This window comes from Actinacidiphila glaucinigra, from assembly GCF_900188405.1.
Classification (GTDB): Bacteria; Actinomycetota; Actinomycetes; order Streptomycetales; family Streptomycetaceae; genus Actinacidiphila; species Actinacidiphila glaucinigra.
The window spans coordinates 93982-118206 of record NZ_FZOF01000015.1; the positions used below are offsets into that span (position 1 = coordinate 93982).

At 71.8% G+C, this 24225-nt stretch carries 20 protein-coding genes; 11 read left to right on the plus strand and 9 right to left on the minus strand.

Annotated features, from left to right (window positions below; translation table 11 throughout):
* Nucleotides 1-9: 9 nt before the first annotated feature.
* The 9 genes from nuoL to CHF15_RS26440 all read left to right on the plus strand — a co-directional run bounded on the left by nuoL (nt 10) and on the right by CHF15_RS26440 (nt 12845).
* Entirely contained in the window at nt 10-1908 is a 1899-nt protein-coding gene (gene nuoL, locus CHF15_RS26400; RefSeq protein WP_089226379.1) for an NADH-quinone oxidoreductase subunit L, read from the plus strand.
* Nucleotides 1908-3503: an NADH-quinone oxidoreductase subunit M gene (locus CHF15_RS26405; protein ID WP_089226380.1), complete on the plus strand. Its 1596-nt coding sequence runs from the start codon at nt 1908-1910 to the stop codon at nt 3501-3503. The genes nuoL and CHF15_RS26405 overlap by 1 nt, the downstream gene beginning before the upstream one ends.
* Nucleotides 3500-5152: an NADH-quinone oxidoreductase subunit NuoN gene (gene nuoN / locus CHF15_RS26410; RefSeq protein WP_089226381.1), complete on the plus strand. Its 1653-nt coding sequence runs from the start codon at nt 3500-3502 to the stop codon at nt 5150-5152. The genes CHF15_RS26405 and nuoN overlap by 4 nt, the downstream gene beginning before the upstream one ends.
* A 332-nt stretch (nt 5153-5484) precedes the next feature.
* A complete protein-coding gene (locus CHF15_RS26415) occupies nt 5485-6741 on the plus strand; it encodes a carboxylate--amine ligase (protein WP_322975706.1) in 1257 nt (418 codons plus the stop codon).
* Entirely contained in the window at nt 6738-7946 is a 1209-nt protein-coding gene (locus tag CHF15_RS26420) for an FAD-dependent oxidoreductase (protein WP_089226383.1), read from the plus strand. The genes CHF15_RS26415 and CHF15_RS26420 overlap by 4 nt, the downstream gene beginning before the upstream one ends.
* A 510-nt stretch (nt 7947-8456) precedes the next feature.
* Nucleotides 8457-9443 (plus strand): polyprenyl synthetase family protein, encoded by a 987-nt coding sequence (locus tag CHF15_RS26425; RefSeq protein ID WP_089226464.1) that lies wholly within the window; start codon nt 8457-8459, stop codon nt 9441-9443.
* A gap of 266 nt (nt 9444-9709) precedes the next feature.
* Nucleotides 9710-10981 carry a LolA family protein gene (locus CHF15_RS26430; protein ID WP_089226384.1) on the plus strand — a complete coding sequence of 424 codons (1272 nt, stop codon included), beginning with the start codon at nt 9710-9712 and terminating at the stop codon, nt 10979-10981.
* Between the two features lie 39 nt (nt 10982-11020).
* Nucleotides 11021-11986: an ABC transporter ATP-binding protein gene (locus tag CHF15_RS26435; RefSeq protein WP_089226385.1), complete on the plus strand. Its 966-nt coding sequence runs from the start codon at nt 11021-11023 to the stop codon at nt 11984-11986.
* Nucleotides 11973-12845 (plus strand): ABC transporter permease, encoded by an 873-nt coding sequence (locus tag CHF15_RS26440; RefSeq protein WP_089226386.1) that lies wholly within the window; start codon nt 11973-11975, stop codon nt 12843-12845. The genes CHF15_RS26435 and CHF15_RS26440 overlap by 14 nt, the downstream gene beginning before the upstream one ends.
* 10 nt (nt 12846-12855) lie before the next feature.
* Here the strand turns inward: CHF15_RS26440 and CHF15_RS26445 are convergent, their stop codons facing one another.
* Together CHF15_RS26445 and CHF15_RS26450 are read right to left on the minus strand one after the other, a co-directional pair.
* Nucleotides 12856-13413: a flavodoxin family protein gene (locus CHF15_RS26445; RefSeq protein WP_089226387.1), complete on the minus strand. Its 558-nt coding sequence runs from the start codon at nt 13411-13413 to the stop codon at nt 12856-12858.
* An 89-nt stretch (nt 13414-13502) separates the two neighbouring features.
* Nucleotides 13503-13952, minus strand: a complete 450-nt coding sequence (locus tag CHF15_RS26450) for a VOC family protein (protein ID WP_089226388.1) — start codon at nt 13950-13952, stop codon at nt 13503-13505.
* Nucleotides 13953-14016: 64 nt separating this feature from the next.
* On the opposite strand from CHF15_RS26450, the gene CHF15_RS26455 reads away from it, so the two are divergent.
* Nucleotides 14017-14631 carry a CGNR zinc finger domain-containing protein gene (locus tag CHF15_RS26455; RefSeq protein WP_089226389.1) on the plus strand — a complete coding sequence of 205 codons (615 nt, stop codon included), beginning with the start codon at nt 14017-14019 and terminating at the stop codon, nt 14629-14631.
* Between the two features lie 23 nt (nt 14632-14654).
* On the opposite strand, the gene rarD is transcribed toward CHF15_RS26455, so the two are convergent.
* Both rarD and CHF15_RS26465 read right to left on the minus strand, forming a co-directional pair.
* Entirely contained in the window at nt 14655-15599 is a 945-nt protein-coding gene (gene rarD, locus CHF15_RS26460) for an EamA family transporter RarD (protein ID WP_089226390.1), read from the minus strand.
* Between the two features lie 219 nt (nt 15600-15818).
* Complete coding sequence (locus tag CHF15_RS26465; RefSeq protein ID WP_089226391.1) at nt 15819-16676, minus strand: SDR family oxidoreductase; 858 nt, start codon at nt 16674-16676, stop codon at nt 15819-15821.
* Between the two features lie 105 nt (nt 16677-16781).
* On the opposite strand from CHF15_RS26465, the gene CHF15_RS26470 reads away from it, so the two are divergent.
* Nucleotides 16782-17177, plus strand: a complete 396-nt coding sequence (locus CHF15_RS26470; protein ID WP_089226392.1) for a winged helix-turn-helix transcriptional regulator — start codon at nt 16782-16784, stop codon at nt 17175-17177.
* A gap of 46 nt (nt 17178-17223) precedes the next feature.
* Here the strand turns inward: CHF15_RS26470 and CHF15_RS26475 are convergent, their stop codons facing one another.
* The 5 genes from CHF15_RS26475 to CHF15_RS26495 all read right to left on the minus strand — a co-directional run bounded on the left by CHF15_RS26475 (nt 17224) and on the right by CHF15_RS26495 (nt 24134).
* Nucleotides 17224-18309, minus strand: coding sequence for a 2-oxoacid:ferredoxin oxidoreductase subunit beta (locus tag CHF15_RS26475; RefSeq protein WP_089226393.1), 1086 nt, complete (start codon nt 18307-18309; stop codon nt 17224-17226).
* Nucleotides 18302-20227, minus strand: coding sequence for a 2-oxoacid:acceptor oxidoreductase subunit alpha (locus CHF15_RS26480; protein WP_089226394.1), 1926 nt, complete (start codon nt 20225-20227; stop codon nt 18302-18304). The genes CHF15_RS26475 and CHF15_RS26480 overlap by 8 nt, the downstream gene beginning before the upstream one ends.
* 258 nt (nt 20228-20485) lie before the next feature.
* Nucleotides 20486-21145, minus strand: coding sequence for a response regulator transcription factor (locus CHF15_RS26485; protein WP_026250958.1), 660 nt, complete (start codon nt 21143-21145; stop codon nt 20486-20488).
* A 275-nt stretch (nt 21146-21420) separates the two neighbouring features.
* Nucleotides 21421-22734, minus strand: coding sequence for a sensor histidine kinase (locus CHF15_RS26490; RefSeq protein ID WP_089226395.1), 1314 nt, complete (start codon nt 22732-22734; stop codon nt 21421-21423).
* Nucleotides 22735-22970: 236 nt separating this feature from the next.
* The gene (locus tag CHF15_RS26495; RefSeq protein WP_089226396.1) at nt 22971-24134 is read right to left on the minus strand and encodes a sensor histidine kinase; all 1164 of its coding nucleotides are present in this window, start codon (nt 24132-24134) and stop codon (nt 22971-22973) included.
* Nucleotides 24135-24225: the final 91 nt, after the last annotated feature.

Sequence of the window (24225 nt, forward strand, 5' to 3'; positions counted from 1 at the left end):
GTAGCGACAGTGGACTACTTGATCGGATGGCTCGTCCTCCTGCCGCTGCTGGGCGCCGGTGTGCTGCTCACCGGCGGGCGGAGGCTGGACCGTACGGGCCACTGGATCGGCACCGTGCTCGCGGGGTCGTCCTTCGTCGTCGCGGCGGTGCTCTTCTTCGACATGCTCGGTCGCAGCGGCGAGGACCGCGCGCTGCACTCGACCGCCTTCACCTGGATCTCCGTCGGGAGCTTCAAGGCGGACGTGGCCTTCCAGCTCGACCAGCTGTCGATGACCTTCGCCCTGCTGATCACCGGTGTGGGCACGCTCATCCACATCTACTCGATCGGCTACATGGAGCACGACGAGCGGCGCCGCCGCTTCTTCGGCTACCTCAACCTCTTCCTCGCGGCGATGCTCCTGCTGGTCCTCGCCGACAACTACCTGCTGCTGTACGTCGGCTGGGAGGGCGTGGGCCTCGCCTCGTACCTGCTGATCGGCTTCTGGCAGCACAAGCCGAGCGCGGCGACCGCGGCCAAGAAGGCCTTCATCGTCAACCGCGTCGGCGACGTCGGCCTGTCGATCGCGATCATGCTGATGTTCACCACCTTCGGCACCTTCACCTTCGGGCCGGTCCTCGGAGCGGTGGACGGCGCGGGTGAGGGAGTCCTCACCGGCATCGGCCTGATGCTGCTGCTCGCCGCCTGCGGCAAGTCGGCGCAGGTCCCGCTGCAGTCCTGGCTCGGCGACGCGATGGAGGGCCCGACCCCGGTCTCGGCCCTGATCCACGCGGCGACGATGGTGACCGCCGGCGTCTACCTGATCACCCGCTCCGGCGCGATCTTCGACGCCGCGCCCACCGCCCAGGTGGCCGTGGTGACGGTCGGCGCGGTCACCCTCCTGTTCGGTGCGATCGTCGGTTGCGCGAAGGACGACATCAAGAAGGCCCTGGCCGGCTCGACGATGTCGCAGATCGGCTACATGGTGATGGCCGCGGGCCTCGGCCCGATCGGCTACGTCTTCGCGATCATGCACCTGGTCACCCACGGCTTCTTCAAGGCCGGGCTCTTCCTCGGCGCCGGATCGGTCATGCACGGCATGAACGACGAGGTGGACATGCGCAAGTACGGGGCCCTGCGGAAGTACATGCCGGTCACCTTCGTCACCTTCGGCCTCGGCTACCTGGCGATCATCGGCTTCCCGGGCCTGTCCGGCTTCTTCTCCAAGGACAAGATCATCGAGGCCGCCTTCGCCAAGGGCGGCACCGAGGGCTGGATCCTCGGCGGCGCGGCCCTGCTGGGCGCGGGGATCACCGCGTTCTACATGACCCGCGTGATGCTGATGACCTTCTTCGGCGAGAAGCGCTGGGAGCCGGACGCCGAGGGCCACGAGCCGCACCCGCACGAGTCGCCGAAGTCGATGACGATCCCGATGGTCGTCCTGGCCTTCGGCTCCGTCTTCGCCGGGTTCCTGTTCAGCTGGAACGAGGCCTTCGTGAAGTGGCTGGAGCCGGTCACCAGCTTCGAGGAGGCCCACCCGCCGATGGGCGCGGCGGCCGTCACCGGCGCCACGATGGTGGTGATGCTGCTCGGCGTGGGCCTCGCCTGGGCCATGTACGGGCGCCGCCCCGTCCCCTCCGTCGCCCCGCGCGCCAGCTGGCTCACCCGCGCCGCCCGGCGCGACCTGCTCCAGGACGACTTCAACCACGTCGCCCTGGTGCTGCCCGGCGAGTACCTCACCCGCGGGCTGGTCTACGTGGACCACAAGGGTGTGGACGGCGTCGTCAACGGCACCGCGGCCGCCGTCGGGGGCCTCTCCGGCCGGATGCGGCGTCTCCAGAACGGTTATGTGCGCAGCTACGCCGTGTCGATGCTGGCGGGCACCGCGGTGCTGGTCGCCGCGACGCTGCTGATGAGGGGTGTTGCCTGATGTCCTTCCCCCTGCTCACCCTGACCGCCGGCCTGCCGGCGCTCGGCGCGATCGCCACCGCCGCCGTGCCGGCGGCGCGGCGCGGGGCCGCCAAGTGGCTCGCGCTGGTCGTCTCGCTGGCGACGCTCGTGCTGGCCGCCATCGCCTTCGTACGCTTCGACCCGGGCGGGGCCCGGTACCAGCTCACCGAGTCCCATGCCTGGATCGCCGACTTCGGGGTCCGCTACGAACTCGGCGTGGACGGCATCGCCGTCGCGCTCATCGGGCTGACCGCGCTGCTCGTACCGTTCGTCATCGCGGCGGGCTGGCACGACGCCGACCCTCTGGAGGAGAAGAACCCCAACCGCCGCTGGCGGCCCACCCAGGGATTCTTCGCGCTGATCCTGCTGGTCGAGGCGATGGTGATCATCTCCTTCGAGGCCACGGACGTCTTCCTCTTCTACATCTTCTTCGAGGCCATGCTCATCCCGATGTACTTCCTCATCGGCGGCTTCGGGGACCGTGCCCACGAGCACGGCGAGGAGGAGGCGGCCCGTCAGCGCTCGTACGCCGCGGTGAAGTTCCTGCTCTACAACCTGGCCGGCGGACTGATCATGCTGGCCGCGGTCATCGGGCTGTACGCCGTCACCGCCGACCAGCTCGGCCAGGGCACCTTCTCCCTCCAGGAGATCCTGCAGGCCCGGGCGGCCGGCGAGCTCGACATGTCCACCACCGCGGAACGCGCCCTGTTCCTGGGCTTCTTCTTCGCCTTCGCGGTCAAGGCCCCGCTGTTCCCGCTGCACACCTGGCTGCCCAACGCCATGGGCGAGGCCACGGCGCCGGTCGCGGTGCTCATCACCGCGGTCGTCGACAAGGTCGGCACCTTCGCGATGCTCCGCTTCTGCCTCCAGCTCTTCCCCGAGGCCAGCAAGTGGGCGACGCCGGCGATCCTGGTGCTGGCGCTGATCAGCATCGTCTACGGCGCCCTGCTCGCGGTCGGCCAGCGCGACATCAAGCGGCTGATCGCGTACGCGTCCATCTCCCACTTCGGCTTCATCATCCTGGGCATCTTCGCGATGACCTCCCAGGGCCAGGGCGGGGCGACGCTGTACATGGTCAACCACGGCATCTCCACCGCCGCGCTGATGCTGGTCGCCGGCTTCCTGATCTCCCGCCGCGGCTCCCGACTCATCGCGTCCTACGGCGGGGTGCAGAAGGTGGCCCCGGTGCTGGCCGGCACCTTCCTGATCGGCGGTCTGGCCACCCTGTCGCTGCCGGGGCTCGCGCCCTTCGTCAGCGAGTTCCTCGTCCTCGTCGGGACGTTCAGCCGCTACCCGGCCGTCGGGATCATCGCCACCACCGGCATCGTCCTCGCCGCGCTGTACGTCCTCGTCCTCTACCAGCGGACGATGACCGGCCCGGTGAAGGCCGAGGTGCAGGGGATGCCCGACCTGAAGGTCCGGGAACTGGCCGTCGTGGCGCCGCTGATCGCGCTGCTGATCGTGCTCGGGGTGTACCCGAAGCCGCTGACCGACGTCGTCAACCCGGCGGTGCAGCAGACGCTCTCCGACGTGCACAAGACCGACCCCAAGCCGGCGCTGGAGGCATCCAAGTGAGCAGCACAGTTGCTGTCCACAGCCTGTGGACAACGGCGGCACCGCTCGCCGCCGACAAGATCAACGCGCCGAAGATCGAGTACGCCCAGCTCGCTCCGGTCCTGATCGTCTTCGGTGTGGCCATCCTGGGCATCCTCCTCGAGGCGTTCCTGCCGCGGCGGTTCCGCTACACCGGGCAGGTCGGCCTCGCGGTCGTCGGCATGGCCGCCGCCTTCGCCGCGGTCGTGGCGCTCGCGGCGGGCGGCTACGCCACGACGAAGGCGCACATCGCGGCCATGGGCGCGGTCGCCGTCGACGGCCCGGCCCTCTTCCTGCAGGGCACGATCCTGCTGGTGGGCATGGTCGGGGTGTTCACCTTCGCCGAGCGCCGGCTCGACCCCAAGGCGCACGGCCGGCACGTCGACTCCTTCGCCGCGCAGGGCTCCGCGGTGCCCGGCAGCGACCAGGAGAAGGACGCCGTCCGGGCCGGTTTCACCACCACGGAGGTCTTCCCGCTGCTGATGTTCGCCATCGGCGGCATGCTGATCTTCCCGGCGGCCAACGACCTGCTGACGCTCTTCGTGGCCCTGGAGGTCTTCTCCCTCCCGCTCTACCTGCTCTGCGCCCTCGCCCGGCGCCGCCGCCTGATGTCGCAGGAGGCGGCGGTCAAGTACTTCCTGCTGGGCGCCTTCTCCTCCGCCTTCCTGCTCTTCGGCATCGCCCTGCTCTACGGCTACGCGGGCACCGTCTCCTACTCCGGCATCGCGTCGGTCGTCGACGGCACCGCCAAGCTCAACCCGGCACTGGCCGACTCCGCGGGCAACGACGCGCTGCTGCTGATCGGCGCCGCGCTGGTCGGCATGGGGCTGCTGTTCAAGGTGGGCGCCGTGCCGTTCCACATGTGGACGCCCGACGTCTACGAGGGCGCGCCGACCCCGGTCACCGGCTTCATGGCCGCGGCCACCAAGGTCGCCGCCTTTGGAGCGCTGCTGCGGCTGCTCTACGTGGTGCTGCCGGAGCTGCGCTGGGACTGGCGGCCGGTGCTGTGGGGCGTCGCGATCCTCACGATGCTGGTCGGCGCGATCGTGGCGGTCACCCAGACCGACGTGAAGCGCCTGCTCGCGTACTCCTCGATCGCGCACGCCGGGTTCATCCTGGCCGGTGTCATCGCGACCACGCCGGAGGGCGTCTCCTCGGTGCTCTTCTACCTGGCGGCGTACTCCTTCGTGACGCTGGGCGCCTTCGCGGTCGTCACGCTGGTGCGCGACGCCGGCGGGGAGGCCACGCACCTGTCGCGCTGGGCGGGCCTGGGCCGGCGTTCCCCGCTGGTGGCCGCGGTCTTCGCGATCTTCCTGCTCGCCTTCGCCGGCATCCCGCTGACCTCGGGCTTCGCCGGGAAGTTCGCGGTCTTCAGCGCCGCCGCGCAGGGCGGCGCGATGCCGCTGGTGATCGTGGGTGTGATCTCGTCCGCCATCGCGGCGTTCTTCTACATCCGGGTCATCGTGCTGATGTTCTTCAGCGAGCCGAAGGCCGACGGCCCCACGGTCGCCGTGCCCTCGCCGCTGACGTCCACGGCCATCGCGGTCGGTGTGGCCGTCACCCTGGTGCTGGGCGTCGCGCCCCAGTACTTCCTGGACCTCGCGAACCAGGCGGGCGTCTTCGTCCGCTGACCCCTCGCACGGCCCGAGCGCCCCGCGACCGGCTCCCCGGTCGCGGGGCGTCGTGCTGCCGCAGTCCGGCCCGCCGGGGCCCGGCCACCGCGGCCCGTCACGGCCGCATCGCGCCAATTCGGTTCGCGCGCCGGCTTTCTGACCTGCGTTCGCCTGCGAAACCCCGATGAATTCGGCCACTTGATGCCCGGGTGAACAGCTCTTCTCGATTGTCTAAAGAGTTCGCAATGTCCGGAAAAGTCTTGCAGTGGTGGTCAATTCGGGCTTAGCTTCCTTTCAGGTCACGGTCGGGAGGGGCCGATCAATACCGTGATCATTGGGGGGATTACGTGGTGAAGTCCGCGTTCGCGGTCGACCCTGCCGTGCCGGGGCTGATCGTGAAGATCGGAAACTATCCGCTGCACCACGGTGGCGTGGGGGCGATCCGCAGCCTGGGGAGGCTCGGGGTCCCCATGTACGCCGTCACCGAGGACCGGCACACACCCGCCGCGGCCTCCCGCTACCTGCGGGGTCGCTTCGTCTGGCCGACCACCGGACTGGAGCCCGCGGAGCGCCTGGTCGAAGGGCTGTGCCGGATCGGCCGCCGGATCGGGCGCCCCACGGTGCTCATCCCGACCGACGAGGAGGCGGCCGTGCTCATCGCCGAGCACGCCGCCGAACTGGACGGCCTCTTCCTCTTCCCGCGCACCGACGACCCCGGGCTGTCCCGGCACCTGGCCAGCAAGCAGGGCCTGCACGAGCTGTGCGTCCGGCACGGGGTGCCGACCCCGCTGGCGGCCTTCCCCGACTCGCCGGAGGAGGTCGAGAAGTTCGCGGCGGACGCCCGCTTCCCGGTCGTCGCCAAGAACCGGGAGGCCTTCGAGCGGCGCCGTACACCCGCCGTGCCCGGCACCACCCGTATCGACGACGCCGAGGAGCTGCTGGCGCTGGCCCGCGGCTGGGGACCGAGACCCGGCGTGATCCTCCAGGAGTACCTGCCGCGCGAGGAGGCCGAGGACTGGATCGTGCACGCCTACTTCGGGGCCGCCGGGACGGAGCCCGTGCTCTTCACCGGCGTCAAGGTGCGTTCCTGGCCGCCGCACGCCGGAATGACGGCCTGCGCCTATGTGGTGGACAATCCGGAACTCGCCGCAATGGCCCGCCGTTTCTGCGCGGCCATCGGATTCCGGGGCATCGCCGACCTCGACTGGCGCTACGACCGCCGCGACGGCCGCTACAAACTGCTCGACTTCAATCCCCGCATGGGCGCCCAGTTCCGGCTCTTCGAATCCGAGGCCGGGATCGACGTCGTCCGCGCGCAGCACCTCGACCTGACGGGACGGGAGATCCCCCGGGCGGGGCAACCGGAGGGCCGGCGTTTCGTCGTCGAGAACATCGACCTGCCCGCTCTCCTGGCCTACCGCCGCAGCGGCTACACCACGCCCCACGCACCCGCCCGCGCGGGCGCCACCGAGCTGGCCTGGCTGGCCGCCGACGACCTGAGGCCCTTCTTCACCATGCTCGCCCGCTTCGTACGGCCGGGCGCCCGGCACCTGATGCAGATGTACCGGTCACGACGTCGAACCGCGATGCGAAGGGAACACCCATGACGACGCCCGTTGCCGTGATCGGCGCCGGCCCGTACGGTCTGTCCACCACCGCACACCTGCGCGAACGGGGCGTCCCCGTGCGCACCTTCGGCGAACCCATGGTCAGCTGGCGGGAGAACATGCCCTCCGCCATGGTGCTGAAGTCCACCCCCGCCGCCTCCGACATCTCCGCCGCCCGGCCCGGTCACACCCTGCGCGACTTCTGCCTGGACGCCGGGGAGCGGCCGCTGGTCACCGACTGGGACCTCGTCCCCGCCGAGACCTTCGTCCGCTACGGCCACTGGTTCCAGGAGCGGCTCGTCCCCGATCTGGAGCAGGTCAGGGTGGTCTCCGTGGACCGGGCCGCCGGCGGGGGCTTCGAGCTCAAGCTGGACTCCGGCGAGCAGTTCCGGGCCCGGGCGGTCGTCGTCGCCAGCGGGCTGCACGGCTTCGCGTACACGCCCGGCGTGCTGCGCCGCGTCACCCCGGACGGGCCGTCCGCGGCCGGGCCCGTCTCGCACAGCTCCCAGCACACCGACCCGGGCCGGCTCGCCGGACGCGAGGTGGTCGTCGTCGGCGCCGGGCAGTCGGCCCTGGAGGGCGCGGCGCTGCTCGCCGAGGCGGGCGCCACCGTACGGCTGCTGGCCCGTGGACGGCGCGCCGTGGGCTTCGGCGCCCCGCCGGACCGCCAGCCGCGCCTGCGGCCGGAGTCGCCCTTCGGGCGGGCCTGGTCCCTGTACGCCTTCAGCTACCACGCCCAGTACTTCCGCGGCCTGCCCGCGCCCCTGCGGCTGCACCTCGTACGCCGCGTACTGGGCCCGCTGGGCGCCTGGTGGCTGCGCGAGCGCTTCGAGGGCAAGGTCGCCGTCAGCGAGGGCCACACGCTGCGCAGCGCCCGCGTGGACGAGGACGGCAAGGTCGTGCTGTCCACCGCCGCGCCCGGCGGCCGCGCGGCCGAGTTCCGCGCCGACCACGTGATGGCCGCCACCGGCTACCGCGTCGACCTGGAGGCGCTGGAATTCCTCGGCCCCGAGCTGCGCGCCGAGCTCGCCCGCACCGGCGGCTCGCCCCGGCTGGGCGCCGACTTCGGTTCCTCCGTCCCGGGGATGTACTTCACCGGGCTGCCCGCCGCGGCCACCTTCGGGCCGGTGCTGCGCTTCGTGTGCGGCACGGAGTGGGCCTCGCCGCGACTGGCGGCGGCGGTGGCGAAGGCGTACGGGCGCTAGGCGCGTTCCGGCGCGTCTTCGTACGTTACGGCGCGTTCCGGCGCGTCCCGGCGCACGGCCATCCACGGCGCGGCGCCCCGCACTTGGCGGGGGCCGCGCCGTTCGCCGTGTGCGCCGGGGCCTGCGGCGGGGCGGGCATGGGGGCCGGGCATGGGGGGGGCGGCTCCCGGGGAAGGCGGGACAACGGCGCAGGTACCTCGCGGAGGCCGCCGCGGGTGCCTCGTGAGGGGATGTCCGGGGCGGCGGTGGGGCCCGCGGATGGGCGCGGGAGCCGGTCTGGGGGCCGGTGGTGGGCCCGGTGCGGGCCGGGCGCGGGCCGCGAAAGTCCGGCCGCACACGCGGGCAAAACCGGGCGTAGTGGCCCGAGGGGGCCATGCCCTCGCAGTGATCGAGAGGCGACCGGTTACGCTGCCGGTGTAGTAAAGCGCCACGCCGCAAGCCGCAGAAGCGATCTCAGCGACAGGAGAATCCCAGGTGACGACCGTCGTCGGGCCCTTCGGGCTGAGCGTAATGGACGAGGACCTCGAGTCAGGGATCCGGGCCGGGCTGTCCGCCGTCGAGGAAGGCCTCATGGAGGCCACCAAGAGCGATGTGCGGTTCATCACGGAGGCGGCCCGCCACCTCGTGCACGCGGGCGGGAAGCGGTTCCGTCCCCTGCTGGTGCTGCTGGCCGCCCAGTTCGGCGATCCGCACGCGCCCGGCATCGTGCCGTCGGCCGTGGTGGTGGAGCTGACGCACCTGGCGACGCTGTACCACGACGACGTCATGGACGAGGCCGAGGTGCGGCGCGGCGTACCGAGCGCCAACGCCCGCTGGGACAACTCGGTGGCCGTGCTGACCGGCGACTTCCTCTTCTCCAAGGCCTCGCACATACTGGCCGACCTCGGGCCGGAGGCCGTACGCATCCAGGCCGAGGCCTTCGAGCGGCTGGTCACCGGGCAGATCCTGGAGACCGTCGGCCCGCGCGACGGACGCGACCCGATCGACCACTACCTGGAAGTCATCGCCGGCAAGACGAGCTCGCTGATCGCCGTCTCGTGCCGCTTCGGCGCGATGATGTCCGGCGCCGACGAGAGCGTCGTCGACATCATCACCCAGTTCGGGGAGCGCATCGGCACGGCCTTCCAGCTCGCCGACGACGTGCTGGACATCGCGAGCGACTCGCACGAGTCCGGCAAGACCCCGGGCACGGACCTGCGCGAGGGCGTGCCGACCCTGCCGGTCCTGCACCTGCGTGCGGCCGTGGCCAAGGCGGGCGACTTCGCGTCGGCGGACGACCTGCGGCTGTGCGAACTGCTGGACGGCGATCTGACGGACGACCGGCGGCACGCCGAGGCGCTGGCGCTGCTGCGCGCCCACCCGGCGCTGGCCCAGGCCCGGCGCGACACCGTGCGCTACGCGGACGAGGCGCGGGCCCTGCTGGCACCGCTGCCCGACTGCGCCGCCAAGCAGGCCCTGGAGGGCCTCTGCGACGCCGTGGTGCACCGCGCGGGCTAGCGGAGCCCGGCACCCGTTCCCGGCGTCCACGCGGCCCGTGCGGCCCGTGTGTCCACGGGGGTGCGGGACACCTCTGCCCTGAGCTGTTGTCAGGGGACGTCATCCCAGAGGTGTACGCCGAGTTGATCCCGGCGGGCGATGCGCCCGAGCGGCCGGATTGATGGGATAAGAGGCACCACCACACGGCGGATCGGGTGACAATGGCCCGAGGTGGACGATTGCGATGCTGACGGGAACCCGCCGTTGACAACGGAGGTAGGGACGTAATGGCACCCATTCAGCCCATGGACGACGACCGGGAGCCCCGGCGCCGGGCCAAGGCGATACGTTACGCGGTCCCGGTGGCGGCCGCGGGGGTCGCCGCGGCGACCATCGGCCTCGTGCCGGCGCTCGCGAGCGTGGGCAGCCCCGATCTGCCCAAGATCACGGCCGAGGAGCTGATCGCGAAGGTCGCGGCCTCGGACACCCAGACGATCTCCGGCTCGGTCCGCATCAGCACGGACTTCGGTCTGCCGGCCCTGCTGACCGGCGCCACGGGCGCCGGCGGGCCGTTCGGCGGTGGCGGAGGCGGCGGCCGCGGTGACTCCTCGGCCGATCCGAAGGAGCAGCTGACCGAGCTGCTGGCCGGTTCCCACACCCTGCGCGTCGCGGCCGACGGCCCGCAGCGGCAGAAGGTGTCGATCGTCCGGAACGCCGCGGAGTACAGCCTCATCCACAACGGTGACGAGGTCTGGGCCTACGACAGCGGCAGCAACCAGGCCTACCACCTGACCGGCCTCCCGCAGGAGGCGCAGGGCAAGGACGGGGCCAAGGGCGGGCACGAGGTGCCCGAGGGCTGGCCGGCCACCCCGCAGGAGGCCGCGAAGAAGATCCTCGACGCGGCGGACGACAGCTCCACCGTCACGGTGGACGGCACCGCGCGCATCGCCGGGCGGGACGCCTACCAGCTGGTGGTCACGCCCAAGGCCACGGACTCCACGGTCGGGTCGATCCGGATCGGCGTCGACGCCGGCACCGGTGTGCCGCTGAAGTTCACCCTCGCCCCCAGGGGCGGCGGCAAGGCCATCGTCGACGTCGCCTTCACCAAGGTCGACTTCTCCCGGCCCGCCGCCTCGACCTTCGACTTCACCCCGCCCAAGGGCGCCGAGGTGACGACGGAGAAGGCCGGCGAGAAGGCCGGTGAGAAGGCGGACGCCAAGGCCGAGCGGGAGGCCCGCGAGGAGTTCGGTGACCTCGGCGGCCCGGACGCCCTGGAGGGCCTTGACGTCCTCGGCAAGGGCTGGGACTCGATCGCCGAGCTGAAGCTGCCGCCGGAGGCGCTGAACGAGTCCCCGTCCAAGGGCGGCGAAAAGGCCCCCGGCCTCGGCGGTCAGGGGCTGCTCGGTACCTTCGGCAAGGAGGTCAAGGGCGACTTCGGCACCGGCACGGTGGTCAGCACCCGCCTGGTGAACGCCCTGATCACCGACAGCGGCAAGGTCTACGTGGGCACCGTGACCCAGGACGCCCTGATCAAGGCCGCGGACGCGGCCGCACGGTAGGGCGCGGAGCAGGGCACGTCACCGAGCGAAGGAGCGCCGATGGGGGAGCCGTCCGCCCAGACGGGTGAGCACGCGATCTCCACGAGCGGGCTCACCAAGAGGTACCGCGGCGGACAGCTCGCCGTCGACGGCCTCGACCTGGCCGTTCCCCGCGGCAGCGTCTTCGGCTTCCTGGGGCCCAACGGCTCCGGGAAGACGACGACGATCCGCATGCTCATGGGGCTCATCGCCCCGACCTCCGGTGCGGCACGGGTGCTCGGCGAGCCCATGCCGCGCGCGGTGCGCAGCGTCCTGCCGCGCGTGGGCGCGCTGATCGAGGGCCCCGCCCTCTACGGCTTCCTCTCCGGCCGTGACAACCTGCTCCGCTTCGACGCGGCCGATCCGACCGCCGAGCCCCGCACCCGCGGGACACGGGTCGACACGGCCCTGGAGAGGGTGGGCCTGGCCGCCGCCGCGGGCAAGAAGGCGCGCGCCTACTCGCTCGGTATGAAGCAGCGGCTCGGCCTGGCGGCCGCGCTGCTGCGGCCCCGCGAGCTGCTGGTGCTGGACGAGCCCACCAACGGCCTGGACCCGCAGGGCATGCGGGAGATCCGCTCGCTCGTCCGGGAGCTGGCGGCGGACGGCACCACGGTCTTCCTCTCCTCCCATCTTCTCGACGAGATCGAACAGGTCTGCACCCACGCCGCGGTGATGTCCCGCGGCAGGCTGATCACCCAGGGCCCGGTGGAGGCGCTCTCCTCCGCCGGGCGACTGGTGGTCACCACCCCCGATCCCGCCGAGGCGGTGCGCGTCCTGAAGGAGCGGGGGGTCACCGGCCTGGCCGCCGACGGCGACCGGGTCACCGGAGAGCTGCCGCAGGACCCCGCGGCGCTCCCCGAACTCGCCGACTTCAACGCCGCCCTGGTCGCCGCCGGAGTCCGCGTCCGCGGCTTCGGCGTCGAACGGGCGTCACTGGAGGACGCGTTCGTCGCGCTGACCGGAGAGGGCTTCGATGTCGCAGGCTGACACCCTGACCAGGTCGGTGTGGCCGATCCGCTCGCTCGGGCTGTTCCGCAGCGAACTGGTGACCGTGCTGCGCCGCTGGCGCACCCTCGCCCTGCTGGCCGTCCTGGCCGGGGTCCCGGTGCTCATCGGGATCGCGGTGCGGATCGAGACCGGTGACGGCGGCTCGGCCGGCGGTGGTGGCGGAGGCGGCCCGGCCTTCGTCGCGCTGATCACCAACAACGGTCTTTTCCTGGTCTTCGCCTCGCTCGCCGCGACGCTGCCCTTCTTCCTCCCCATGGCGATCGGTGTCGTGGCCGGCGACGCCGTCGCCGGCGAGGCCAACGCGGGCACCCTGCGCTATCTGCTGGTGGCCCCGGCCGGGCGCACCCGTCTCCTGGTCTCCAAATACGCCTCCGTCCTGGCCTTCTGCCTGATCGGCACCCTCGTGGTGGCCGTCTCGGCCCTGGTGACCGGCGCGTTGCTCTTCCCGCTCGGGGACGTCACCCTGCTGTCGGGTACGACCGTCCCCTTCTCCGAGGGGCTGCTGCGCGCCCTGCTGGTCGCCCTGGTCGTGGCGGCCTCGCTCACCGGCATCGCCGCGCTGGGCCTGTTCATCTCCACGCTCACCAACAGCGGCATCGCCGCCATGGCGACCACCGTGGGTCTGCTGATCACCGTGCAGATCGTCGACACCATCCCCCAACTGCACGCCGTGCAGCCCTACCTCTTCCCCCACTACTGGCTGAGCTTCGCCGACCTGGTGCGCGACCCCGTCTACTGGGACGAGATGCGCAGCAACTTCCAGCTCCAGGCCCTCTATGTCGCCGTGTTCGGCTCCGCGGCCTGGGCCCGCTTCACCACCCGCGACATCCTGGCCTGACCGCCACCGGTCAGCTGAAGAAGGTCTTCGCCCGGCCCAGTGCCGCCGTGTCCCGCAGGACGTCGCCAGGCCGGCTGCCGTGGCCCAGCAGCGCCCCGCCCCAGCGCATCCCGGCGTAGTCGGCCGTGTGGCGCAGTGTCCCGACCAGCGGGGCCGCCGTCGCCGGATCCTGGCCGCCGTGCACGGTCACCGACCACAGGGTCTTGCCGCGCATCCGCTCCAGGAAGTCCAGCCCCGGCACCCGCATCCAGCCCGACCAGTGGTCCAGGTAGAGCTTGGTGGCGGTCGAGACGCCGTACCAGTCCAGCGGTGAGACCACCACGATGTCGGTGGCCGACAAGGTGGCCTGAAGGAGCGTCGCGGCGAGCCCCGACGGCGCGGGGCAGGGTCCTTCGCCCTCGCGCGGACGGTCCTCGAAGAGCGGCAGCGACAGATCGCCCAGCCGCAGCCAGTGCCGGTCCGCCGTCGGCGGAAGCCGCTCGGCGGCGTGCCGCGCCAACGTCTCGGTGTTGCCGTCGGCGCGGCTGCTTCCCACCAGGAAGAGGAACGACCGCTCTGAATCCGACACCCCGTCATCTCCTTGCGTATGCAATAATTGCGTATGCATAGAGATATTTTCATCGCTCCGCCACCGGAGTCAAGGCGGGTGCCGGAGGGCTACTCGACGTCGAACTCGTTCCCCTCCGGATCGGCCATGGTGACCCAGGTGCCGGAGGGCTCCGCTATCCGCCGCAGCACCTTCGCGCCGAGCGATTCCAGCCGGGCCACCTCCTCCTCCAGTCGTCCGCCGCCCGGGTGGAGGTCGATGTGCAGCCGGTTCTTCGCCGTCTTGGCCTCGGGCACCCGCTGGAAGAGGATGCGCCGCCCGAGGCCCGAGCCCTTCTCCTTGTCGTACGGGTCCTCGGGGTGCCGTACGCCCGCCAGGTCCCGCCAGGCCTTGCGGCCGGCCGCCTCCGTGAGGAGGTCCTCCGTGACGGCGCCGAACCCCAGCAGCTTCTCGATCAGCACGCTGTGGTCCTCGAGCGTGTACTCCAGGGCCTCCGCCCAGAAGGCGGCCTGCCGGTGCGGATCCGCCGCGTCGATCACGAGCTTCCAGTGAACTGCCATGACGTGCCCCCTCGTTCGCGTCCCGCCGGCTCTCGGCCGGTGTGTAACCAGTTATATTGGTTACATGACGGAGCCCGCAATCGGTTTGGTCCTCCATTCATCCGAAGGAGTTGCCCACCGCTTCGATCCGGGAGCGCTCGGCCTGGAGCTGCTGCCCACCGGGGGCCCCGGCGCCCTGTCCCACTACGAGGTCCTCAACGAGCCCGCCGACCTGGCCCGCTGGGCGGCGGCGTCCCGGCTGCGCCCCGACCCCGGCGGCCTCGTCGTCTCCCCGGAGGACGTCGCCGCGGCCCGCTACCTGCGCGACGCGCTCTGGCACATCGCCGTCGCCCGGGTCCACGGCGAACCGCTCCCCGCCCCGGACCTCGTCGTCCTCAACGAGGCGGCCGCCTGGCGTCCCCCGGCGCTGCGTCTCGCCCCCGACGGGGGCCGTACCTGGCGCACCCCGATCACCGGCACCCAGGTCCTGGCGGCCGTCGCCCGGGACGCGGTGGAGCTCTTCTCCGGCCCGTACGCCGACCGCGTCCGGGAATGCTCCGCCCACGACTGCCGGCTGGTCTTCGTGGACGTCTCACGTCCCGGCCGGCGCCGCTGGTGCTCCATGGAGCACTGCGGCAACCGCCACAAGGTCCGCGCCCACCGCTCCCGCAGCCAGGCGTACGAGGCGCCGGAAGGCTAGCGCCGGTGCACGGACGCCGCCGCTCAGCCGGTGACGGCCCCGCGCGGCGCCGCCTCGTCGGGCACGACGGCGGCGTCCCGCACCGCGATCCGGCCGCGCCGGGCGGCGCGCAGCGCGTCCCAGGTCAGCAGGGCCAGGGCGAGCCAGACGAGGCCGAAGCCCGCCCAGCGCTCGGCCGGCATCTCCTCGTGGAACCACAGCAGTCCGAGCCCGAACTGGAAGACCGGCGCGAGGTACTGCAGCAGCCCCAGCATGCTCAGCGGGATGCGGATGGCCGCCGCGCCGAAGCAGACCAGCGGCACCGCGGTGACGACGCCGCACGCGGCGAGCAGGGAGGCGTGACCGGCCCCGTGCGAGGCGAAGGTGGTCTCCCCCCGGGAGCCGAGGAAGACCAGGAAGCCGAGCGCCGGCAGGAACTGGATCGCGGTCTCGGCCGCCAGCGACTCCAGGCCGCCCATGCCGACCTTCTTCTTGATGAAGCCGTACGTGGCGAAGGAGCAGGCCAGGGTGAGCGCGATCCAGGGCAGCCGCCCGTAGCCCAGGGTCAGCACCAGGACGGCGGCGGCGCCGACGCCAACGGCCGCCCACTGCGCGGGCCTCAGGCGCTCGTGCAGGACGAGGACGCCGAGGGCGATGGTGACGAGCGGGTTGATGAAGTAGCCCAGCGAGGTCTCGACGACGTGGCCGCTGTTGACACCCCAGATGTACAGGCCCCAGTTCACGGATATCACCGCCGCGGCCACGGCCAGCAGCCCGAGCCGCCGCGGCTGCCGCAGGAGTTCGGGGACCCAGGCCCAGCGGCGCATCACCAGCAGCACGACGGAGACGACGGCCAGCGACCACACCATGCGGTGGGCCAGGATCTCGCCCGCGCCGGACGGTTCGAGGAGCGGCCAGTAGAGGGGGAAGAGCCCCCAGAGCCCGTAGGCGGCGAATCCGTACAGCAGACCGGCACGCTGCTCGTTCACTCGTTCCTCCCGGGGCGCTGGCCGACTGCTCGAAGGTAGCGTGCGGGGCGTTCTCCCGTCATCTGCGTATCGCATGACGGTCATGACACCTTCGCCGCGGGCAGGCAGCGCGCCGGGACGGACCGGCCGGGCCGGAACGGGACGGGCCGGAACGGGGCGGGGCCCCGCGGCCGGAGGGGATCCGCCGCGGGGCCCCGCCGTTCCGGCGGATGCCCGGGGTCAGCCCTTGAGCGCCGCCGCGATCGTCTCCGCGAGCGGGGTGGTGGGACGTCCGATCAGCCGGGCGAGGTCGCCGCTGCCGCCCCGGAGGAGACCGCGGGAGATGCCGGCGACGTCCACGTCCACGTAGATCGCGGCCACCGGCTCGGGCAGCCCGGCGCCGGTCAGGACCGCCAGGAAGGCGTCGGCGGGCAGGTCGGCGTAGGCGACCGGCCGGCCGGACTGCTGCGCCAGCTCGGCGGCGTACTCGGCCATCGTCCAGGCCTCGTCCCCGCTGAGCTCGTACACCGCGTTCTCGTGCCCCTCGCCGGTCAGCACGGCCGCGGCGGCGTCCGCGTAGTCCTCACGGCTCGCGGAGCCGATGCGGCCCTCGCCCGCGCTGCCGGCGACGCCGTGCTCCAGCTGGGTGGGGATCCGCGCGGTGTAGTTCTCGGTGTACCAGCCGTTGCGCAGCAGCGTGTAGGTCAGGCCGGAGTCCAGCAGGGCCTGCTCGGTGGCCTTGTGCTCGGCGGCGAGGAGGAAGTCGGCGGCAGGGCCGCCGAGGACGCCGGTGTACGCGAGCCGCGCGACGCCCGCCTCCTTGGCGGCCTCGATCACGGCGGTGTGCTGGGCGACGCGCTGCCCGACCTCGCTGCCCGAGATCAGCAGCACCACGTCGCCGGCCCGGAAGGCGCCCTTGAGGGTCTCGGGGGCGTTGTAGTCCGCCACCCGGAGCTCCACGCCCCTGGCGGCGAGGTCCGCGGCCTTGTCCGCGTCGCGTACGACGGCCACGACCTGCCCGGCCGGGACGCCGGCGAGCAGCCGGTCCACGACCAGACGGCCCAGCTGTCCGGTGGCTCCGGTGACGACGATGCTCATGAGGGGTTCACTCCAGTCCCTGTTGTCCCCGTTGGTGATGACTGGACTAACCCTAGAGCCGGTACTAACTTCTAGAAAGTACCCACTTTGAAGTAAGCTAGTGGCATGGACGTAAGGGAAGAGCCGGCCGGCCTGCTGCAGGCGCCCCCCGACGTGAACGCGCGCAACTGCCCCTCGCGGGTGATCCTCGAACACGTCACCAGCCGCTGGGGCGTGCTGGTGCTGGCCGCCCTCATCGACGGCACCCTGCGCTTCAGCGAGCTGCGCCGCACGGTCGGCGGGGTCAGCGAGAAGATGCTCGCCCAGACCCTGCAGACCCTGGAGCGCGACGGCTTCGTGCACCGCGAGGCGCACCCCGTCATCCCGCCGCGCGTCGAGTACTCCCTCACGCCGCTCGGCAAGGAGGCCGCCGACCAGGTCTGGGCCCTGGCCCGCTGGACCGAGGACCGCACCGGGCAGGTGATCGCGGCCCGCCGGACGTACGACGAGGCCCGGGCCTGATCGTGCGGCCCGGGCCCCGTACGGCGGCTGAGGTGGGTGCGGTGGCTCAGCCCACGACCGTCCAGGTGTCGTTGCCGGCCAGCATGGCGGCGAGGTCGCCCTTGCCGTGCTGCTCGACGGCCTGCTCCAGCTGCTCGGACATCAGCGCGTCGTAGACCGGCCGTTCGACGCTGCGGAACACACCGATCGGCGTGTGGTGCAGCGTGTCGGGGTCGGCGAGTCTGGACAGGGCGAAGGCCGTCGTGGGTGTCGCGGCGTGCGCGTCGTGCACCAGGACCTCGTCCTCGTTGGACGCGTCGACGTCGACGACCCGCAGGTCGCCGGTCGCCCGGTCGCGCACGACGCCCTTGGCGTTGTCCGCGCCGAAGCGGATCCGCTCGCCGTGCTCCAGCCGGATCACCGCGTTCTCGGCCGAGGTCCGGTCCTTCAGCACCTCGAAGGCGCCGTCGTTGAAGATGTTGCAGTTCTGGTAGATCTCCACGAAGGCCGTACCCGGGTGCGCGGCGGCCGCCCGCAGCACGCTCGTGAGGTGCTTGCGGTCGGAGTCGACGGTGCGCGCCACGAAGGAGGCCTCCGCGCCCAGCGCCAGCGAGACCGGGTTGAAGGGCGCGTCCAGCGAACCCATCGGCGTCGACTTGGTGATCTTGCCGAGCTCGGAGGTCGGGCTGTACTGCCCCTTCGTCAGCCCGTAGATCCGGTTGTTGAAGAGCAGGATCTTGAGGTTGACGTTGCGCCGCAGCGAGTGGATCAGGTGGTTGCCGCCGATGGACAGCGCGTCGCCGTCTCCCGTGACGACCCACACCGACAGGTCGCGCCGCGAGGCGGCGAGCCCGGTCGCGATGGCCGGGGCGCGGCCGTGGATGGAGTGCATCCCGTAGGTGTTCATGTAGTACGGGAAGCGGGAGGAGCAGCCGATCCCCGAGACGAAGACGATGTTCTCCCGGGCCAGGCCCAGTTCGGGCATGAAGCCCTGCACCGCGGCGAGGATCGCGTAGTCACCGCAGCCGGGGCACCAGCGCACTTCCTGGTCCGACTTGAAGTCCTTCATGGACTGCTTGGCTTCGGCCTTGGGGACCAGGGACAGCGCCGGCAGCCCCGGCGTGCGGTGTTCGACGGCAGGAGCCTCAGACATCTGCGCTCTCCTCCTGGATGGCGGCAGCGAGTTGCTCGGCCTTGAAGGGCAGGCCGGTGACCTGGGTGTGCGAGCGTGCGTCGACCAGGTACCTCGCCCGCAGCAGATGGGCGAGCTGGCCGAGGTTCATCTCCGGGACCACTACCTTCTGGTAACGCCCGAGGACCTCCCCGAGATTCCTCGGGAAGGGGTTCAGATGGCGCAGATGGGCCTGCGCGACCGCGCCCCCTGCGCCCCTGATGCGCCGTACGGCCGCCGTGATCGGACCGTACGTCGAGCCCCAGCCGATCACCAGCGTCCGCGCCTGCCCGTCCGGGTCGTCGACGACCACGTCGGGCACCTCGATGCCGTCGATCTTGGCCTGCCGGGTGCGCACCATCAGATCGTGGTTGGCCGGGTCGTACGAGATGTGCCCGGTGCCGTCCTGCTTCTCGATGCCGCCGATGCGGTGCTCGAGGCCGGGAGTGCCCGGCACCGCCCAGGGGCGAGCCAGCGTCTCCGGTTCGCGCAGGTACGGCCAGAACTCCTCGGTGCCGTCCTCGGCCACATGGTTGGGCGTGGTCGCGAACTGCACCCGCAGGTCGGGCAGCTCGTCCAGCTCGGGGACCCGCCACGGCTCGGAGCCGTTGGCGAGGTAGCCGTCGGAGAGCAGGAGGACCGGGGTGCGGTAGGTCAGCGCGATGCGGGCCGCCTCCAGCGCGGCGCCGAAGCAGTCGCCGGGGGTGCACGGCGCCACGATCGGGACCGGCGCCTCACCGTTGCGCCCGTACATCGCCTGCAGCAGGTCGGCCTGCTCGGTCTTGGTCGGCAGACCCGTCGAGGGCCCGCCGCGCTGGATGTCGACGACCAGCAGCGGCAGCTCCATCGAGACCGCGAGGCCGATGGTCTCGGACTTCAGCGCGACGCCCGGACCGGAGGTGGTGGTGACGGCCAGCGAGCCGCCGAAGGCCGCGCCGAGCGCGGCGCCGATGCCCGCGATCTCGTCCTCGGCCTGGAAGGTGCGCACACCGAAGTTCTTGTGCCTGCTCAGCTCGTGCAGGATGTCCGAGGCCGGCGTGATCGGGTACGAGCCCAGGAAGAGCGGCAGGTCCGCCTGGCGGCTCGCGGTGACCAGGCCGTACGACAGCGCCAGGTTCCCCGAGATGTTGCGGTAGGTGCCGGCCGGGAAGGCCGCCTCGGCCGGGGCCACCTCGTAGCTGACGGCGAAGTCCTCGGTCGTCTCGCCGAAGTTCCAGCCCGCGCGGAAGGCGGCGACGTTCGCCTCGGCCAGCTCGGGCTTCTTCGCGAACTTCTTGCGCAGGAAGTCCTCGGTGCCCTCGGTGGGGCGGTGGTACATCCACGACAGCAGCCCGAGCGCGAACATGTTCTTGCTGCGCTCGGCCTCCTTGCGGGTCAGCGGGAATTCCTTGAGCGCCTCGACCGTCAGGGTGGTCAGCGGCACCGGGTGCACCGCGTAGGCCGACAGCGAGCCGTCCTCCAGCGGCGAGGCCGCGTAGCCGACCTTGCCCATCGCGCGGGAGGTGAACTCGTCCGTGTTGACGATGACCTCCGCGCCGCGCGGCAGGTCCCCGATGTTCGCCTTCAGCGCCGCCGGGTTCATCGCGACCAGGACGTTCGGGGCGTCACCCGGGGTGAGGATGTCGTGGTCGGCGAAGTGCAGCTGGAAGCTCGAGACGCCCGGCAGGGTGCCTGCAGGAGCCCTGATCTCGGCCGGGAAGTTCGGCAGGGTGGACAGATCGTTGCCGAACGACGCCGTTTCCGAGGTGAACCGGTCTCCCGTGAGCTGCATCCCGTCACCGGAGTCCCCGGCGAAACGGATCACCACCCGATCGAGCTTCCTGGTCTCCTTGGCCGGTTTCCGCTGCTCGCCCAGAACGGGACGATCGGGGGTTGTCGGGCTGCTGACCTGGCTGGTCACTGAATCGGACCTCCTTCGAGGCGGCGGCTCACGACCGGGGCCGTGACCTTGTGTCCCACGCGCCATCGTACGTGGGTAAGGGTCGCCTTCCCGGGTCTTCCCGCATCGTGGGCGCCGCGCTGAGCTCCCTTTGTGCCCTGATGGGTCACGGTCACCGCCCCCCGGAGCCCGTGCTGCCTGCTTCCTCCATATGGGACGCCTCCCGGCGCCGCTTCGGTTCTGTGCCTCCGCGGGCTCCTCTGACGATACGTCAGAAGATCAGGAATTGAGGTACGTGAGCACGGCCAGGACGCGTCGGTGATCGCCCTCGCTGGGGGCCAGCCCCAGTTTGAGGAAGATGTTGCTGACGTGCTTCTCCACCGCGCCGTCGCTCACCACCAGCTGCTTGGCGATCGCGGAGTTCGTCCGGCCCTCCGCCATCAGCCCCAGCACCTCGCGCTCCCGCGGGGTGAGACCGGCCAGCACGTCCTGCTTGCGGCTGCGCCCCAGCAGCTGCGCCACCACCTCCGGGTCCAGGGCGGTACCGCCGCCCGCCACGCGGACGACCGCGTCGACGAACTCCCGGACATCGGCTACCCGGTCCTTGAGCAGATACCCGACCCCGCGGGAACTGCCAGCCAGCAGCTCGGTGGCGTACTGCTCCTCGACGTACTGCGACAGCACCAGCACGCCCAGCTGCGGATGGTCGCGGCGCAGCCGCACCGCGGCGCGCACGCCCTCGTCGGTGTGGGTCGGCGGCATCCGCACGTCGGCCACGACCACGTCGGGCACCGCGCCCTCGGCGGCGAGCTCGCCGATCACCTTCAGCAGGGCCTCGGCATCGCCGACCCCGGCGACGACCTCGTGCCCGCGGTCGGTCAGCAGACGGGTCAGTCCCTCCCGCAGCAGCACCGAGTCCTCGGCGATGACCACGCGCACTCTGTCCTCCACCGCTACCGGCTCCCCCATGTCGACGTCGACGTGTCCCTCCCCAGCATTCCAGCTTCCGGCGGCCGGCACACGGCCTTGCCGCCGGGGCGGAGTGCGGGGGAGGGACGGAGGGGGGCGCGGTCAGCGTCCTCTCGGTTCTTCCGGTCTTCTCTGTCCGCAGGGTCCTGCGGTTCTTCCGGTTTTCCTGTTCTCCGGTTCCCCGGTTCCCCGTTCATCGGGTTCGCCGGTTCTACGGTTCTTCCGGGCCCGACGCCCTCGCGGGGTCAGGTACGCCAGGGCAGCTCCGCCGCGACGGTGGTCGGGCCGCCGGCGGGGGAGTCCACCGCGAGGACGCCGTCCACCGCCCCCAGCCGCTCCGCGAGCCCGGCCAGACCCGAGCCGCGCCCCGTGGACGCGCCGCCGCGCCCGTTGTCGACGACGTGGATCATCAGCCGGTCCCCGGAGCGCCACAGGTCGACCGCGGCGCGCGAGGCACCGCTGTGCTTGCTGACGTTCTGCAGCAGCTCGGAGACGGTGAAGTACGCGATGCCCTCGATCGCCGGCACCGGCCGCCCCGGCAGGTCCACGCTCACCTGCACCGGCACGGTGCAGCGCGCCGCGAGGGCGGACAGGGCGGCGTCCAGGCCGCGGTCGGTGAGGACGGCGGGGTGGATGCCGCGGGCCAGGTCGCGCAGCTCCTGGAGGGCCAGCTTCACCTCGCCGTGGGCCTCCTCGACCATGGTGGCGGCCGCCTTCGGATCCTCCTGGAGCTTCTCCTTGGCCAGGCCCAGGTCCATGGCGAGTGCGACGAGCCGCGCCTGCGCCCCGTCGTGCAGGTCGCGCTCGATGCGCCGCAGGTCGGCGGCGGCGGTGTCGACCACCGTGCCGCGGTCCGACTCCAGCTCCGTGACGCGGCTGGCCAGCCGCGACGGCCCCAGCAGCCCGGCGACCAGGCCCCGGTCCACGTACGCCATGCCCCGGATCAGCCAGGGGGTGACCAGGACGAGCAGCAGTCCGAGCACGGAGGTCATGGCCACCTCGAACGGCGAGTCCAGCCACCAGCCGTTGCCGTTCCCGTCCCCGTACAGCTGGAGTCCGGGCTGGTCGGTGTAGGCCGGGAAGACCCACTGCCACAGCGGGTACGTGAGGAGCCCCCAGCCGTAGGTGAAGAACGAGATGGCCACGGAGAAGGTGAACACGCCCCACGGGAAGTGCACGAAGAAGTACAGGATGTGCCGCCAGGAGGCACCGCTGGTCAGCTGGCCGCCGAGCCACGACATGAAGCCCTGGCCGGGCCGCCGGCGCAGCGGCTCGGGCGCGGCCACGTCGATGCGCAGGCACTGGCGGGCCCGCTCGCGCTCCACGACGCCGAGTCCACGGCACCCGGCCAGCATCAGGGCGAGGACGGGCAGCCCGAGGAAGGTGACCAGCAGCCCCGCGCCGAGCGACAGCATCGTCACGGTGAAGACGAAGCCGATGATGCCCATCGGCAGGTTCAGCAGCAGATACAGCAGCTCGCGCCAGGTGCGGGCCTCGATCGGCGCGCGCAGCGCCGCGGGCAGCCGGTGCTCGCGCGGTTCCGGGAAACCGTATGCCATGGTCACGTCCGTCCTCTTCGTCGTCCCTCTGCGACCGCCTGTGATACCTCCAGCCTCGTCCTCCGAGGCCTTCTCCCCCATGGTGCGGATAGGCGTCTTCGACCTGGGGAAAACCCCACCCCCACGTTGCGGCGGCCCGGACTCCAGGCGGCCCGGACCCCAGGTGGCACGGGTGCCCGGCGGCACGGGAGAAGGCCGGTGCCCTCAGCGAGGGCACCGGCCTTCCCGTACCCGGCTCAGGCGCGGTCCCGCCAGGGCAGCTCGGCCGTCACCGTCGTCGGGCCGCCGGCCGGGGAGTCGACCACCAGCAGACCGTCCACGGAGTCCAGCCGCTCGGCCAGCCCGCCCAGACCGCTGCCGCCCGACGTGGTCGCCCCGCCCCGGCCGTCGTCGCGGACCTGGATCATCAGCCGGCCGTCCGAGCGCCACAGCTCGACGACGGCCCGGCGCGCCCCGCTGTGCTTGCTGATGTTCTGCAGCAGCTCGGAGACGGTGAAGTACGCGATGCCCTCGATCGCCGGCGCCGGCCGGCCGGCCAGGTCCACCTGGACCTGCACCGGAACCGTGCACCGGGCGGCCACCGAGGACAGGGCGGCGTCCAGGCCGCGGTCGGTGAGGACGGCGGGGTGGATGCCGCGGGCCAGGTCGCGCAGCTCCTGGAGGGCCAGCTTCACCTCGCCGTGGGCCTCCCCGACCATCCGCGCCGCCGCCTCCGGATCCTCCTGGAGCTTCTCCTTGGCCAGGCCCAGGTCCATGGCGAGTGCGACGAGCCGCGCCTGCGCCCCGTCGTGCAGGTCGCGCTCGATGCGCCGCAGGTCGGCGGCGGCGGTGTCGACCACCGTGCCGCGATCGGACTCCAGCTCGGCGATCCGCCGCTCCAGCTCGTCGGAGGGCGACAGCAGGCCGCGGACCATCGCGCGGTCCGCGTTGGCCAGCCCCCGGGCGATGAACGGCAGCACCGGCCACGCGACGAAGAGCGAGGTCAAGGCGATGGTGAAGGTCGCGATCCCCCACGGCAGCCGGATGAAGAAGTACAGCGCGTGGCGCCACCCCACCGGGTCCTTCAGCGAGGTCCACAGCCAGGGGAAGAAGCCCATCCGCCCGGGGCTCAGCGACCGGGGCTCGTCCACGGCCACCCCGAGCATGCCGCGCGCCCGTATCCGCTCCAGCCGCCCCAGCAGCCGGCACCCGGCCAGCCCCAGAGCCAGCAGCGGCAGGCCGATCACCGTCACCGACAGCCCGACGCCGAGGTAGAGGACGACGGCTACGTAGACGAAGCCCGCGATGTCCACGGGCAGGTTCGCCAGGAGATACGCGATCTCCTTCCACGTCACCGCGTCGAAGGCGAAGCGCGCCGGCGGCAGCGGGGCGGCTTCCCCGCGCTGGGAGTTGATGGTCATGACGTCAAGCCTGCCGGGGACGGGGCGGCCACCGCCATGGGGTGCGCCTGCCAGGACAAGGTGGGGTTATCCGTACCACCGGTGAGGACGG